Origin of the sequence: Pseudomonas quercus, assembly GCF_012033695.1 — a bacterium.
GTDB classification, from domain to species: Bacteria; Pseudomonadota; Gammaproteobacteria; order Pseudomonadales; family Pseudomonadaceae; genus Aquipseudomonas; species Aquipseudomonas quercus.
Genome location: NZ_JAAVJI010000006.1, coordinates 198,272 through 214,078, shown reverse-complemented (window position 1 = coordinate 214,078; position 15,807 = coordinate 198,272). Strand labels below are relative to the sequence as shown.

Genomic DNA, 15,807 nt, shown 5'->3' with positions numbered 1-15,807 from the left:
GGTAGAATGGCCACCCCCGCCCACCTGCAGTAGAGCACCATGCCCTTCGACCTCAGCGTTACCCCCCTCACGTTGGCTGTCCTTGCTGGCGTGGCATTTCTTGCCGGCTTCATCGATGCTATTGCCGGTGGCGGTGGGCTCCTGACCACTCCAGCCCTATTAACGGCTGGCCTGCCCCCTCACCTGGTACTGGGCACCAACAAGCTCAGTTCCACCTTTGGCTCAGGCATTGCCAGCGTCACCTACTACCGTCGCAAGCTATTCAACCCGCAGCAATGGCAACATGCGCTGGTGTGCACCGGCATCGGGGCACTGCTGGGAGCAGTCGTCGCCCATTACCTGCCTGCAGAATGGCTGAACAAAATGCTTCCGGTCGTTGTGTTTGCCTGCGGGCTTTACCTGCTGTTCGGCGGCACACCCAAGGCACCGCTGGACAGTAATGCGCCGATCCGCAAAACCTGGCAAGCCCCGCAGGGCCTTGGGTTGGGGTTCTACGACGGAGTGGCCGGCCCAGGTACGGGGGCTTTCTGGACCGTCAGCACCCTATTGCTCTACCCCATCGACCTGGTGAAGGCCAGCGGTGTAGCGCGCAGCATGAATTTTGTAAGCAATGTGGCTGCATTGGTGGTGTTCATCTGCTCAGGCCAAGTGGACTGGGTCATCGGTGCCACCATGGGCTTGTGCATGATGGCTGGGGCATTCCTGGGAGCACGTACGGCCATCAACGGTGGAGCGGCATTTATCCGCCCCGTGTTCATCACAGTGGTGCTCGCCTTGACCGTGCGCCTAGCCTGGCAGCACTGGTTCGGGCAAGCCTGACCGGCGAGCCACATACAGGTCGATCAGGTAGCGGGCAATGGAGCGCGAAGCCGGGAGGGGCGGTAGGGCATCAACGTGAAACCATTGGGCGTCTTCGATTTCATCGGCCTGAGGGATGATCTCCCCACCAGCATATTCTGCGTGGAAACCCAGCATCAACGAATGCGGGAAGGGCCAGCATTGGCTACCTATATAGGCAATGTTGCGCACCTCCAGACTTACCTCTTCACGCACCTCCCGTACCACGCACTCCTCTGCCGACTCTCCTGGCTCGGCAAACCCCGCCAAGGTGCTGTATACGCCACTTGCAAAGCGTGGCGAACGCGCCAGCAGTACTTCATCACCCCGAGTAATCAACACGATCATGCTCGGAGAAATGCGTGGATAGCTGCGAAGGTCGCATTGGGCACATTGCATGGCACGTTCGCCGGCCACCTGGGTCATGGCCGAGCCACAACGGCCACAGAACCGGTGCTCCCGCGCCCAGGTGCCGATCTGAGCGGCATAGGCCAGTAAGCGGTAGTGCTCAAAGTCTGCCTGCAGCATGAATGCCCGCAGGCTCTGCCACTGACACTCTGCAACTGACGCGGGGTGGTCCAGCGCGAGCAGGTAGACCGGCTCGCCTTCCAGGTGGCCAATGCCCTGCTCCAGCACTATGGGTAGCCCTGATGCTTTCAACGTGTCCCTGGAAAACAGAACGCCTTGCGTGTTGAACATAAACCCTTCAGGGCTGTGGACGACTGCCCAGCCTCCTGTGGGCGTGTTATCCAATACTGCTGTTGTCCAGCGAAGCGCCATTTATCAAACCCTACGTGATCAATCATCAAACCGTGCTGGCTGCTGGCTCAAGGTAGCAGCCATGGCGATGTTCACATCAGCCGACTGCAACATCGCAGCATTCCAGGTAGCCACATAATCCAGCCCGTCAGCCACCGAATGGTCGCGCATGTAAGTAAGCATGCGCTTGGTACCTGTGACCGCCAGTGGGGATTTTCCTGCGATGTGCGCCGCCACGCCTAGCACGCCTTCGAGCAAACCAGGTGCCGTCGCGAATACTTGGTTGACCAGCCCCACCCGCAGGGCTTCGTCAGCCTGCATGTCGCGGCCTGTATAGGCCAGCTCCCTAAGCATCCCATCACTGATGATGCGAGGGAGCCGTTGCAGCGTACCCAAATCCGCTGCCATGCCCATGTCGACTTCCTTGATGGAAAATCGCGCATCGGCCGCACAGTACCGCATGTCACACGCGGCAATCAGGTCCATGGCACCGCCTATGCAATAGCCTTGAACCGCTGCAAGCACCGGTTTGCTGCACTGTTCTACCGCCGTGATAGCCGACTGCAGGCCAAGGATCTTACGCCTGAGAAGCCGGGCATTGCGGCCTGCATCGGGCCCCAGCTCAGAGGCGATCTGGGACAATAGGGCGATATCCATACCTGACGAAAAATGCGCCCCGGCCCCGCTGAGCACTACAGCCCGTACACTGTCATCCGCATCCAATGAAGTGAATATCTCCCCAAGCTCCAACCAGAACACAGCGTTCATGGCGTTGCGCTTGTGGGGGCGGTTGATCTGCACATGGGCTACTGGGCCCTGCTGCTCGACGTGAAAGGTGGTGTGCGCACTCATTGTGGCGCCCTGGGTAGAATGAACCGTTCGATCGCCAGCGCCACCCCGTCTTCTTCATTACTGGCAGTCACTTCATCTGCCGCTTCACGTACGTCTTCGGCTGCCTGCCCCATGGCGATAGCTAGCCCAGCCTCACGAAACATAGCCATATCGTTATGCCCGTCGCCCAGGGCCGCAGTCTGCTCCAGGGAAATGCCCAACCGCTGCGCTAACCGTGCCAAGGCCTTGCCTTTGTCCGCTTCGATCGCCGTGATATCCAGGTAATACGCCTGGGAGCGCGCAGCATGTGCCGAGTCGCCCAAAAGCGCCTGAAGCTGACGTTCCAAACGCTCCAACAGAGCATGGTCGGCTGTCGTTGCTACAATCTTGTCTACCCGTTCCAGGTAAGGCGTGAAATCGTCGACCTGTACCGCGTCATACCCCAAAGCGTGCCGCTCTGTTTCCAAATGCGCGGCGTTGTAGTCCTTGAGCAGCCACTCATCGTCTGCAAACAGCCACACATCTACGGGATGCTGGGCAAAGAATTCCAGAGCCATAGTGACCGCCTGAGGCGCTACACGGTGTGCTTCCAACACGGCACCCTCAGCGTCTACCACTGTTCCGCCGTTGAAGCCTGCCAGGGGCCCGGTCACCCCGAGTGCTTTCGCTTGCTGCAACATGGCCCGTGGCGGGCGGGCACTGGCCAGGCTAAATACCACACCCGCTTCGCGCAGTTGGCCTACCGCCTTGATAACGGCAGGCGCCAGGCTGTGATCAGGGCGCAACAGCGTACCGTCCATATCGCTCAGAACCAACCGAATCGGGCCGCTCATCCGAGGGAGTGCCAGGCACGCCCGTCGCGGGCAAGGAGTTCGTCAGCATCAGCGGGGCCGTCACTGCCGGCGGGGTATTCACTTACGGTGTCATGCTCAGCCCACGCATCAAGGAACGGCTGCACTGCCCGCCACCCGTTTTCAATGTTGTCCGCGCGCTGGAACAGCGTTTGGTCGCCAGTGAAGCAGTCGTACAGCAGGGTCTCGTAGCCGGTGGAAGGCTGCATCTGGAAAAAGTCCTTGTAGGCAAAGCCCAGCTTCACATTGTCGATCACCAACGCAGGCCCTGGTCGCTTGGCCTGCAAATCGAAATACATGCCTTCGTCTGGCTGGATCTGCATGTGAAGGAAGTTGGGTTTGATGTAGTCCACGCTGGTATCACGGAACTGAGCGTAAGGCGCCGGCTTGAAACAAATAGCAATCTCGGTATCGCGCACGCTCAAGCGCTTGCCTGTGCGTAGATAGAACGGCACGCCCATCCAACGCCAGTTGTCGATCATCACCTTAAGGGCCACATAGGTTTCTGTCTGGCTTTGCGGATCTACCCGGGGTTCCTCGCGATAGCCTGGTTTGCCATCCGTGCCGGATACGTACTGGGCACGCACCGAGTTGGCGAGCGCCTCCTCTTTTGTCCACGCTCGAATGGCACCGACGACCTTGGCTTTCTCGCCACGTACAGCATCGGCGCCAAAGGCTGCTGGCGGTTCCATAGCAACCATGGCCAGCAATTGAAACAAGTGGTTGGGCACCATGTCGCGCAACGCCCCGACCTGGTCATAAAAGCTGCCCCGGGTCTCGACACCGACCGATTCTGCCGCCGTGATTTGCACATGATCAATGTAATGGTTGTTCCAGAACGCTTCGAATATGCCATTGGAAAAGCGGTTGACCATGATGTTCTGAACGGTTTCCTTGCCCAGGTAATGGTCAATTCGGTAGATCTGACGCTCAGTCATCACCTCAAGCAATTTAGCGTTAAGGGTTTGGGCGGTGGCCAGATCGGAACCGAAAGGCTTTTCCACCACAACACGGCGGTACGCGTTGGGTTGCTCGTACAGCAAGCCGGCACGGTTCAGCCGCTGGGATACTTCCGTAAAGAACCGCGGTGAGGTTGCCAAATAGAACACCGCGTTGGCGGTATTGTTGGCTTGCAGTTTCAACGCAAGGGTCTGGTAGGTGTCATCGCTGGTAAAGTCGCCGGTGACGTAGCTGATACGCTGAGCCAAGGGGTCCCATACGGCGGGGTCGATCACTTGGTCTCCAGGCACATCCGGCGTCTTAGCCTTTGCCTGTTCCAGGATGAAGGCTTTCAGGCGGCTGGCAAATTCGGCGTCGCTCACCTCGTTGTGGTCAACGCCAACAATATGCAAGTTTGGATCGAGCAGGCCGTCACGGGCCAGGTTGTAGATTGCCGGCATCAATAGCCGTTTGACCAGGTCGCCGTGGGCGCCAAACAGGAACAGGCTGACCGGTGGGGCCGGTTCCGCCGTGGTTTTACCTCGCTTCATACCGCTGTCTCCAGCATCCGATGGGCATAAGGTTGCACGGCCAGGGCGCGAGCAACTTCAGGTTACCCTGGCTTCAGCGCGCCGCCAAAGCCAGGGCATGACCGTTACTTCTTCACTTCAACGTGCCCGCCAAAACCAAAGCGCATGGCCGAAAGCATCTTGTCGCCATAGGTAGCCTCCTGACGGGAGCGGAAGCGGGCAAACAGCGAGCTAGCCAAAACAGGCACAGGTACCGCCTGTTCAACAGCTGCGTCGATGGTCCAGCGCCCTTCTCCACTGTCAGAAACCGAACCCGAGTAACCGTTCAGGTCCGGGTCCGATACCAGTGCGTCAGCGGTTAGATCAAGAAGCCAGGAGGAGACGACACTTCCGCGGCGCCAAACCTCGGCGATATCGCCCACGTTAAGGTCGTAGCGCTGCTCTTCAGGCAACTGCACCGAATTTTTGGTCTTGAGGATGTCGAAGCCTTCCGCGAAGGCTTGCATCATGCCGTATTCGATACCGTTGTGAATCATCTTCACAAAGTGCCCGGCACCGGCTGGGCCGGCATGGATGTAGCCCTTCTCAGCGCGGGTATGCTCGGCATCCCTGCCCTTGGTGCGAGGAATGGTGCCTACGCCCGGGGCAAGCGTCTCGAACAACGGTTCCAGGCGCTCGAAGGTTGCGGTTTCAGCCCCGATCATCATGCAGTAGCCACGGTCCAGGCCCCACACGCCGCCAGAGGTGCCTACGTCTACGTAATGAAGCTGCTTGGCTAGCAGGCTTTTAGCGCGACGGGCATCGTCCTTGTAGAAGGTATTGCCTCCATCGATGATCACATCGTCGGGATCAAGCAGGTCAGCCAGCTCGTTGATAGTGTCTTCGGTGGGGGCGCCAGCGGGCAGCATGACCCATACCGCACGGGGGCGGTCCAGTTTGGCAACCAAGTCTGCCAGGCTCTCGGCGCCTTGAGCTCCGTCCGGTACGAGCGCTTGTACAGCCTGCTCGCTACGGTCGTATACCACCGTGTGATGGCCGTTACGCATGAGGCGTCTTGAAATATTGCCACCCATGCGTCCCAGTCCCACGATTCCCAATTGCATGCCGGTTTACTCCAGAAAAGGTAAGAAAAGCCGTTACAGCTTATAGTAGCCCGCCGTTGAAGGTTAGTCCGAAGCGCCTGGAGAAGGTTTCAGAACAGCAAAAAAAGGTAGGCGACGAACGGTAAAACCCCGCCAAGCCTTTAACGACAAGGGTTTGGCGTCATTTAATAGACATGATGGCTTTTAGCTTTAAAGAAATAAGTTCCCAAACATCATTAAAGAATTCAGAATCGGAGCCGATCAAGGAAATAACCCGGCGGGGAACACCCCACGAGGTAATCCTTAACGTAGTGATCCGCCATCGAGGTGTGCCATGGGCAACGTAGTCGTAGCAAAACAAACCCAAACCCTGTACGTAACCATCCGTCGCGACGAACTGAACGACATCAAGGCCGAGCGCGACCAGCTCAAGCGCAAAGTCGCCCAGTTGACCGCCATGGTTTCCCCTGCTGCCAACAGCGTGCTCGACTACACAGCTACTGCACGCCTCGCCTGATTCTTGCGGCGCGGCAAGGTAAGGCCTGGCGTACCGGCCTTACCTTCTGTCGCAGTAGCCTGTAGTTACGGTAGATGCAGGAAGAGCTTACGTGCTGCTTGCGCATCGATCTGGCTGCGGTAAATCTTTACCACGTCTCTATCACTGGCGGCTTGCGCCATCTGGCTACTCAACCCTACGAACCGCTGACTGACTGTTTTCAAGTGCGCAGCAGTGTATGCATCGTCAGGGGCTTCCAGGCTAGGGTAATGGAAGTGTGCGTACCACAATACCGCCCCTCCCGTGTCCTGTACTGCATATTCCTGCACGATATCTTTGCGCTTGCCTTGCCCTTTGAGCGGTACGCGCGTACCCAACTTGCGAATGTTCACTTCACCCTCATCCAGCAAGTAGCGCACGCGGGCGATAGTCGGCAACGCGTTTTTCGTCAGGCGAATACGTAGGGTTCTGCCCTCATGCTTGAGCCGCAACGCCATGTCCCTTAGCGCTCGAGCCTTGAGTTCGGCGCTACCTGAAGCTTCGACATTCACATCGGTTTCATTCACGCGAGTCAACGCATGTTCGATTCGTTCGGCCAATGAATCCAGCTCCCGTGCCGAGCCTACCAGCAGGTCTTCGAGCTCCACGGGTATATGGGTAGCCTGGGCCAAGCGTGGAGCCTGCTCCAATTGTCGAGTAGCCGATTGCAATTGGCGATCTGCCTGGTATACCAGCTGATCCACATCCCTCAGCGTGCCCACGGCAGGTTGTGCCTGCAGCCTACCTAGCGGTTGTTCCACCCAGTCCCCGTGAGCAGGATCAGGTGAAAACTGCGCCACCAAAGAACCGTCCAGAGGGGAATGCATTTGCGCTATTTCCCTTGCACCTTCGGCGGTATCACTAACAGTGGCCACCAGGGTACCGCGGTTGCGTGTGCGAATTACCCGATGCCTTGAACTCCTCTGGGCGCCCGAGGCGCTGGGTGTCGGACGACGGCCGGCTCTGGGCTGGGGATTTCCCGCCGCTTTTATCAAGCGGCTGAGCCAGGCTTCGGCCGATTCACGCAAGGCTGCGATACGCGGAACCATGTCATCCATGGCCGAGGTTACGTGTTCTGGACGCAACGTTTGCTTGAGCCACTGAATGGTGTCTTCGGCTGCCTGATAGGTACTTACCAGCCCATCTAACACCTCAGCGGCCTGCCCGTCCACCAAGGCTGGGTCACGGACCATCTGTGTATGCGTGATCATTCCCATCACCAACGGCTTGAGGGCTTGGTGAAAACTTTCACGGGCGGCTTGATCAGCCAGCATCGGTTCTTCCAGCAGGCTAAGACGAACGTAGAGTGCTAATACCTGGTACTCCAGAGCGGTACGGAAGGGTGCGTATTTAGGTGCCAACTGCTCCACTAAACGGGGCCCGAAAACAGGAATGCGATCAAGCGCTTCCAATCGCTCCGCCAGCCGCTCACGCCACCGCTGGGCAGCCTCAGTAGTGTCCAGGTGTTCGTGCAAAAAGGCGAACCACTCGCGCGTCTGCTGTGCGTCCAACGTCGCGTCAGCTTTAAGCGCTGCTGTGAGCGCGGCATTGGCCTGCAAGTGGGCTGCCAGCAACTCACGGGTAGTGCCGAGGAAATACATGCACATGTTCACTTCCGACGCCACTACCGTGCTGAGCTCCCTGTGGTATTCGGGCAACGACACTTTGTGTGCGATAGCGTCGTACTGCTCGTGTAACTGCATAACCCTGCTATAGGCCGCTTCGAGGCGGGCCTGCTCTTCATGGCGGCGAGCTCTGGCGGTTTCAAAATCGTTGGCTGCCAAGGCCGCTTTAATTGCATCCTCGCCCGCGCTGCCAGCGTCACGCAACTCACGATAGGTTTGCTGGATATCTTGCAGGTGCTGTCTAGCCTGCGCGCGTAGTCGTTGATTGAGCTCTCGTTGATGCTCTATTCGACGTTTTGGCCCCCCACCCCGCAACCGAAGGCGCAGGTCCAGATGCCACTGTGCAGAGGCGTCCGGCTTGACCCATGGCCCAGTACCCCCTGCTGAATCGAGTATGACCGCTTCGCGATCACCAGGATCGACTTGGAAGTAGTGGTCGTCGATCCGTGCCAGCCATCCGGCCCCTACCTGGTACAGGCCCTCGAAGGGACCATTGGGTACGGCAGGGGGTAGCACTACCGGCGGCTCGACCATCAACGCTTGCAAACGTGCACGCAACGCGGGTGTAAGGGTGGCACGTGCTGTAGCCCAACCCAGATCCAACGCAGGCGCTTTGGCCAGTGCCGCTGCCGCCGGGGGAAGACGATCGGCTACCCCATGAAAAATACGGCTGAACGCCTCTGAAAACAGGGCAACCATCACATCGTAAATAAGTTCTTCGCCGTTTGGTGCGCCTTGAGCGTTCCCTGCGCCCACACTGTTGTAATGCTCATCCAGCGAGTGGCTCAACTGGATCAGCCACGCCGCCATTGCCGTAGAACCACTAAGGAACGGCATGATCTGATTGAACAGCAGCCAGCTGACTTCACGTGCGAAGATCCATGTACTTTCATTATTGGAAACGGTTTGACGGTCCGCTGTCAGCACCAAGGCTTGGACGACCCCTTCGTAGAAGGCATCTAATGGTTTACCTGTGACAGCCACTGGGCTCAAGGTCGCCGGGCTAGGGGTAGGCAGAGGCGCGAAGTCGCTGCCCAGACCAAACCTGAGCCAGCGGGGCGCTTGAAAACCCCCGTTGCGATAGCGCACCTGTGCGGCATCGCTCAAGCCACTCATCACTAGCGTTTGCAATTCCGGTTCGCTTGCAATCGCTTCCATCAGGTCACCAGGCTTGGCGAACTGTCGCAAGGGCTCGCGGCTCAAGGGCGCGTACAGCACGACTACGTCACTAACAGCCGGGTCGCTGAGTACAAAGAGCCCCGCCGCCTGATCTGGTTCAAGGGTTGGCGCGGCCTTGAACGCCAAGTGGGCGACCGTAGGCTGCATCGTGGTGGATGCCTGTGTGGCGAAGGTCCGCTCGACCAGGGCGCTACCTTGCTGGTCCATGCCCGCTTGGTGCCGTAGTTCCAACTCCAGTGCCAGAAGTGGGATCTGAGCACTGACCCCTGCGCAGAAAAGGCGCCGGCGCATGCCGCTTTGTGGCCCACTTAATGCGTCACGCAACACGTGCAAATAGGTAGAACCTACGTCAACGCTTTTTACCAGCGCTGTGACGCTTTCATGGTCGAGCCAGGCGGGTAATGAACTACCCGTATGCGCCCCCACGGTGATCCAGCCTCTGGGGCGGCCACCGGTATTTAAAATGGCAAACTCGACCAGGCTGATCTGGTGCTCCTTCAGGGTGATGCCACCCCCGCCGCCTGCAACGGAGATCAGGTTGTCATCCGCACGCGAGTGGACGGTTACAATGACGTCATCGGGTTCTACAAGAGGGGCCAACGGATGTTCCGCAGCCGCCTGCTCAATGAGCCGACGCCGAGCATAAGCCTCCACTGTGGGAATATCACTCATGAATGTCTTGCCGTCATTTGCCTGCTCTACGTCCAGCAAATGCTGTAACCCCAGCCCGTAGCGCAGGCGTTGGGTATCGCTCGCTTCAAGTAGCCAATCGGGCAACCACGCTTTAACGGCCTTGCCGTGTAAGTGATCGCTTGCCGTGTCGAGCAGTAGCGCCAACGGGCAGGCATCTATCACCCGCTCGAAGCTACTGGGAGTGGCCCCCGCCTTGCGCAGTTGCAACGCAAAATGCCATTGAATGTTCAAATAGTGTGTAAATAGCGCGTTGGCCCAGGCTTCGCTTAAGCTGAGCGTGCTGCCTGCAGGCCCAGCGGCCGTTAACACGTCAGGCACCGCTACGCCTAAATAGGTGGTTACGCTGGCTAGGTTCGAAAACCGTTGGAAGCCTTTAACCAATGAGTAGAGGATGAACACCGGACTACTGGTTGCCTGCTTGAACAGCAGTAACGGCAAAGGCTCACCTCCTCCCTCGACAACGAGCCCAACAGGCTGCGCCCCCGCCTCGACAGAGGCACCTGAACTAGAGGGCGCCAAGGCCTGCATCACCCATTCGACGTCGCTGACAGTCAACGTACCTTCTTTCTTGGCCATCTCCAGCGCCAGGCTCAGATGTGCTTGCATATGCTCGGCTAACCAGGCCCACGGAGTAGTCCCAGCAGTGTCGGGTGTGCTGAAGTACATGACCATCTGTTCACACCATGCCTCCATCAAGCTAGGCCCCACCAGGTCGATGTCCTCGGCGAGCTTCGCGATGTTCAGGCGTACCTGACGAGGATATTCACTACCGCTTTGGTCTGTCACGAAACTGCTATCGCCTATATCCAACGTAACCTGGGTCAGATAACGCTGGTAAACGGCATAGGCTAGCGATTGCATGCGGTAACCCTGAAATTGATCCCCATCGCCAGCCCTCTGCCAAACACCGATGGCCAACGACAAGCTTTGTGGGTCTACCCTTTCAGCGATGTACGAGGAAAAATAGGGGCGCAGCAAATCACAGGCCACGGTGACGAGCGTGGGTCGCCCTGCCAATCGACGGCTGACAGGGCCTTGAATCGATGGGGTAGAGATCGTTTGAGTAGTCACTGGCGGCTCCTTTTGAACAAGAGCTGCCAGTGTTGTGAAGCATGGCCTGATCAAGGTAGTAAAGGTATATGCCCTCAGGCCAGGCATGAATCACGGCAAGGAGAGGAACAATTGGCTCGCCAGCGCAGGGGTGATCTGGCTGCGGTAAATGCTGACTACCTCCTGGTCATTACGCGCCTGCTGAAGCTGCTTTTGATAGCCATCGAACCGCTGTGTCACCGTTTTCAAATGCGCGGCCGTGTATCGCTCGGGAGGGGCTTCAGCCGTGTCGTAGTGAAAGTGGGCATACCACAAGACATGCTGACTGTCCCGAATCTCATATTCCTGGACGTAATCACGGCGCCCTCCTCGCCCTAGCGGGGTACGTTCACCCACTCGGTGGATGGTAACCTCGCCAGCATCCTTGAGGAACTTGACCCGGCCCTCTGTGGGCATCAGGCTTTTACTCACATCTATGCGCGCCTGGGTACCAAGGGTTTTCAACTGCTGTGCCTGTTCACGCAGCTGCCTGGCCTTGAGCTCGGCCGATCCGTCTTCAGTCAAGGTGTCGGTCAGGTTGGACGCTGTGAGCCCCTCCTCGATCTGTTCGGCAAGCTGTACCAAGCGTTTGGCATGGCCGTGATACAGGTCTTCGATGTCCGCCGGCACCTTTGTACGCTGCTTCCACTGGCGCAGGCGCTGGCTATCTTGCTCGGCCTGGGCCAAAGCAGCGTCCGCGTTGCGTATCAGTCGATTAAGGCTGGCCTTGGCCGCAGGGCGCCTGGGTTCAGTGTCCGGTTGTTTTTTCCAGAGCCCGGTCTGGGCATCTTCCTGCCACCTTGCCACCACACGGCCGCCAGACGTCACGGTAGCAGTCTTCACGCCTGCGTCCGCCTGAGCTTCTACACGTGCAAACACTGTCTCGCCTTGAGTCGTCTGAATAACCTGCAAATCTTCAAGGGCTGGCGGCTGCGCGGGTTGTTCCTGCGCTTGACTGCTGCCTGGGGTTGGCCTTTTGCTGCCGTTGCCCTGCTTACGCGCCTTGACTGCTTTGGATTTTGGCCGCCTGTTCGAGCGAGAGGCAGTGGGCAGCGGCTCACTCGCAGTCTCGCGTACCAATGCGCTCATCTGCTTTTCTGCGTCTTCACGTAGTGCCAGGGTCACCACTTTGAGTTTGGCCACCGACCCTTGGTAGTAAGTTGGCAATATCTGTTCAAACCTTTGCAGCGCATCCTCGACGCGCTGGTAGTGCGAAATGGCGGTGTCCAATACGCCGATCACTTGAGTTGGCTCAAGGCTGGAATCATCTAGTGCACCTGCATGAGAGGTGGCATGAACCATGAGCGGCTCCAGCGCGTCTTCGGTTTGCTCAGCCAGCATTGGCGAATCACTGAGGCCATCGACAATGAAGCTCACATGACAATAAGTCAGTGATGCACGCAGGTCCGTAACCGATTGCACCAGGGGGACAGCATCCTTCACATCCTCCAGTGTACGCCTACCCAAACCTGGGTATTTTTCCAACTGGCGTATCACCTCTTCATGAGCTTGAGAGTACTTGATCGCGTGCTGTGCCAGGCTGTCAAAACGATCAATGAACGTGGCCCAGCCTTTAGGGTCAGCGTTGATCAAGGCTACGAGCTCCTGCCCAGCCGCCGCCGCATAGCGCGAGCCTTCCACAAATTCTGCGGTCATCAACGATAGATTGTCAGTGATGGCTTTGCTCACAGTGAGCAAGCGGGATAACAGCAAGCAGGTATGTTCGGCAAAATCTATCAAGGGTGTGCTTTCATTCAACCGCTGGTAGGCGCTTACCTCTTGAGCACAGGCCTCATAGCCTTCCTGGAGTTCCTTATCGTAAACCTCCCGCAGTGGTAGTAGAGGCTCATTGGCTGCCTGAGCCTGATCCAACTGATCAACTATCTGGTTTACACGCTCACGCAGCTGTTCGAAGCGGCGTAGCACCTGTTGGAACTGTTGCTCGCCCTGTAGCCGTATGCGGGCATTCTCCTGACGCCGTGCCTCGATCCGGCGGTTAGGGCCGCCGCCTTTTAGGCGCAAGCGCAAGTCCAGCTGCCAGCGACCGGCTTCGTCTCGTCGTATAAAAGGCCCGGGTTCCCCCTTCGGCCCAGTGATGCGAAATGCTTGCCCCGCCACTTCGACCGCATAGAAGTGCCCCTGCCACTCTAGTAGCAGGCGATTGTCGTTCAGGTACAGCCCGCGTGTGGGCCCATGGGGAATAGGGCTTAAGTTGATCAGCGGCGGTTTGGCACGCAACTTGACCAATGCAGCCTGCTGCTGGGTGCTCAGCGCCAAGGTGGCACTGGACCACGACAGGTCTAAACCCTCCGACCGCCCTATAGCACCGGTGTCGTCCACAGGATGCGCTGCCAGAACAGCGGTGAGCGCATGTGGCGCCGACGTTACTTTTGAAGGTTTGGAGGCGGACTCTGGCAGGGTGTGCTCTGCGGGCACGGCCCTTACCTGCCCGCCAGCTTCGTCTGGCTTGCCAGGCTCTTCAGGCAACGGGCGCGGCTCGTTGATAGGCCAATGCACCGCCTCGCTCATCAGCAGGATGATTACCGTAAACAACAGGTCGTTGCGTGCCTCAATGGCCGATCGGCCAGGTTGCTCATTAGCCTGCAAAAAGGTCGCAAACTGTTCACTGAGCTGTATCAGCCAACCGGCTGTTGCCAGAGGCCCGCTGACGATGGGCAACACGCTATTGAACAGCGTCCATGCCAGCTTACCTAAGGCCAGCCAATTGTCTTCCTGGTTAGAGACTGAGCGCTGCTCTGCCTTGTGAATCAATGCACTGACGATTTCGCGATACAACGTATGCAACAGCGGCGTCTGCAATGGCGTAAGCACGGGGCGTGCCGGGCCGGGCGTGGACAGAGGCGAGTACTCGTCGCCTTGGCCGAAACGGGTCACTCGAGGCTGGCGCAGCCCCCCATGGCTGTAGCGTGTCCTACCACTTTCGGTCATCCAACTCACTATCTCATCCTGCAGCACACCTGGAGCCATCACTTCTTCCCACAGGGCATCGAGCGACAGGAACTGGCGCAACGGCTGCTCATGAAGTGGGCGATACAGCACGCAGGCGTTGCCTGGATTGTTCTGGTCCACAAACACATAAGTGGCGGCGATCTCGTCCGTTCCGTAAGCGGGGCCGGCTGTCACGCCCAGCCGCATCAAACGGAAATCGTCGTTGCTGGGCGTACCGCCCAGGCCCACGTCAACCAGGCGATAACCCAGGCGGTCTATCCCCGCCTCTCCTCTCATCAACAATTCCCAGGCCAGCAGGGGCAGCTGTCTCACTACTTGAGCAGCGAACAACGCTTCGCGTTCCGTGGCCTGAGGACCATTCAGCAACGTCTCCTGCAACAGCTGTGGATACGTGCGCCCTACATCGGCATGCCGCACCAAGGCCTTAAGCGCATCGCCATCCAGCCACGGTGGCAACGTGGTGCCGGCCTTGGGCACGACCTTCAAACGTCCCGCACTGTGCGTGGCAAGGTTATCGATCATCAGATCAACCACGCTTACCGGTTGTTCATGAAACTGCGGATTGGACGGCCCACCGGTGATGGCTATAAGGTCTACATTCACCGTTTCCAAGGTCGCTACAATGTTGTCCGGATCCAGCACAGGCGCTTCGGGGTGTAGGGCGGCCGCCGCTTCGCGCAACTGGTTCAAGGCAAAGCATTCCAACGTTGGCACCCCATCCAGGAACCAACCTTGCACACCGCGCGACTGTGCCAACGCTACTCGGGCCAACGCCCCCGCGAAATGCCAACGGTCTGCAGCAGGCGCGCGTTGCAGCCACTCGGGCAGGGCCTGTTGCAGGGCGTGGACCTCGCTCGCCTGAATACGAGCGTCCAGCTCGAAAGAGGACGTCAGCGCCTCAGTAATCATTTTCAAACGTTCAGCGGCCAGAACGTCAGGCAATCGCCTCACCCAGGCCGTTATCCCGGTGACCTGGATCAGTTGAGTTTGAAGCCACATGCGCGCCAGCGCGTCGAACACATCGCCCTGAATCGAGACAAGCTGAACGTTCACGTTTTCAAAGACTTCATCCTCATGAAGCTTGGCCTTGAAAGCGTCCAGCATGGCAGTGCTGGAATCAAAGTAGCGCACGCCGGTATTCACCGAAAAGGTGAGATAGGGCTGGGGCATTTTCAGGCCGTTGAGGGTAATCACCAAGTGCGGGTCCAAACGCGCGTCGTACGGCAACGCCAGGCCGTTTCGCTCCAGCTGAACCAGATAGGCACCAAATGTGCGCACTGGCCGGGTCTGAGTGACCGTCCAACTCTGGCGATGCCCTCCCACTGTCACAGCCGCTTGATACGCCAACGGTCCAAGCGCGTTCGCCTGACGTGCCTCTTCTATGGCCCTGACGAAAGCCTCATGCAAGTAATCACTCATCCAGGCCCAATGGGTTTTACCGTCACTGCCGGCTTCGCTCCAAAACGCCAATAGCGCTTGCTTGAACGCATCTGCCAACGAAGGCATCAGCGCGTCGAGTTCCTGTGCCAGGCGCGACACGTCTAACGCTAGAGGTACCCACTGCCCATGCTCTCGTTTGAGCAAGCGCTGATAGTGAGGTACCACGGTCAACCCGGTACTGCGCACGTACAGGTCGATCAACAGATCAGGTAAAAGCATGTAGAAATCTTCGCCTGCGGTGGTGGCTTCAGCTGGCCATCCCATTGCCACGTCCCATGGCTTGACAGCGTGATTGGGATCAAGCCGCTTAAGCGCCTTTGCGACTAAATCGCAGGCCACTTGGAACAGCGTGGGTTGGCCAGCAAACCGCTTGGCTGCTTTACCCGCCAAAGGTGAGAAATGGCCAATTGCATTGATAAGGCTTACAGGGGGCGTCATTACAGGCTC

General features: G+C 58.3%; 9 protein-coding genes. 2 read left to right on the top strand and 7 right to left on the bottom strand.

The features are described from left to right. Positions 1-39: 39 nt before the first annotated feature. Positions 40-819 (top strand): TSUP family transporter, encoded by a 780-nt coding sequence (locus HBH25_RS12885; RefSeq protein ID WP_168084312.1) that lies wholly within the window; start codon positions 40-42, stop codon positions 817-819. Here the strand turns inward: HBH25_RS12885 and nudC are convergent. The 5 genes from nudC to gnd all read right to left on the bottom strand — a co-directional run bounded on the left by nudC (position 787) and on the right by gnd (position 5,850). Continuing rightward, positions 787-1,617 (bottom strand): NAD(+) diphosphatase, encoded by an 831-nt coding sequence (gene nudC, locus HBH25_RS12880; protein WP_168084311.1) that lies wholly within the window; start codon positions 1,615-1,617, stop codon positions 787-789. The two genes, HBH25_RS12885 and nudC, sit on opposite strands and share 33 nt — an antisense overlap. An 18-nt stretch (positions 1,618-1,635) precedes the next feature. Next, positions 1,636-2,448 (bottom strand): crotonase/enoyl-CoA hydratase family protein, encoded by an 813-nt coding sequence (locus HBH25_RS12875; protein WP_168084310.1) that lies wholly within the window; start codon positions 2,446-2,448, stop codon positions 1,636-1,638. Continuing rightward, entirely contained in the window at positions 2,445-3,260 is an 816-nt protein-coding gene (locus HBH25_RS12870; protein WP_168084309.1) for a Cof-type HAD-IIB family hydrolase, read from the bottom strand. The genes HBH25_RS12875 and HBH25_RS12870 overlap by 4 nt, the downstream gene beginning before the upstream one ends. Then, complete coding sequence (zwf, locus tag HBH25_RS12865) at positions 3,257-4,768, bottom strand: glucose-6-phosphate dehydrogenase (RefSeq protein ID WP_168084308.1); 1,512 nt, start codon at positions 4,766-4,768, stop codon at positions 3,257-3,259. The genes HBH25_RS12870 and zwf overlap by 4 nt, the downstream gene beginning before the upstream one ends. A 104-nt stretch (positions 4,769-4,872) precedes the next feature. Next, positions 4,873-5,850, bottom strand: coding sequence for a phosphogluconate dehydrogenase (NAD(+)-dependent, decarboxylating) (gnd, locus tag HBH25_RS12860; RefSeq protein ID WP_168084307.1), 978 nt, complete (start codon positions 5,848-5,850; stop codon positions 4,873-4,875). 313 nt (positions 5,851-6,163) lie between these two features. On the opposite strand from gnd, the gene HBH25_RS12855 reads away from it, so the two are divergent. Beyond that, the gene (locus tag HBH25_RS12855; RefSeq protein WP_168084306.1) at positions 6,164-6,346 is read left to right on the top strand and encodes a DUF6026 family protein; all 183 of its coding nucleotides are present in this window, start codon (positions 6,164-6,166) and stop codon (positions 6,344-6,346) included. A 65-nt stretch (positions 6,347-6,411) separates the two neighbouring features. Here the strand turns inward: HBH25_RS12855 and HBH25_RS12850 are convergent, their stop codons facing one another. Continuing rightward, a complete protein-coding gene (locus tag HBH25_RS12850; RefSeq protein ID WP_168084305.1) occupies positions 6,412-10,932 on the bottom strand; it encodes a coiled-coil domain-containing protein in 4,521 nt (1,506 codons plus the stop codon). 90 nt (positions 10,933-11,022) lie between these two features. Next, entirely contained in the window at positions 11,023-15,798 is a 4,776-nt protein-coding gene (locus HBH25_RS12845; RefSeq protein ID WP_168084304.1) for a dermonecrotic toxin domain-containing protein, read from the bottom strand. Positions 15,799-15,807 lie beyond the last annotated feature (9 nt).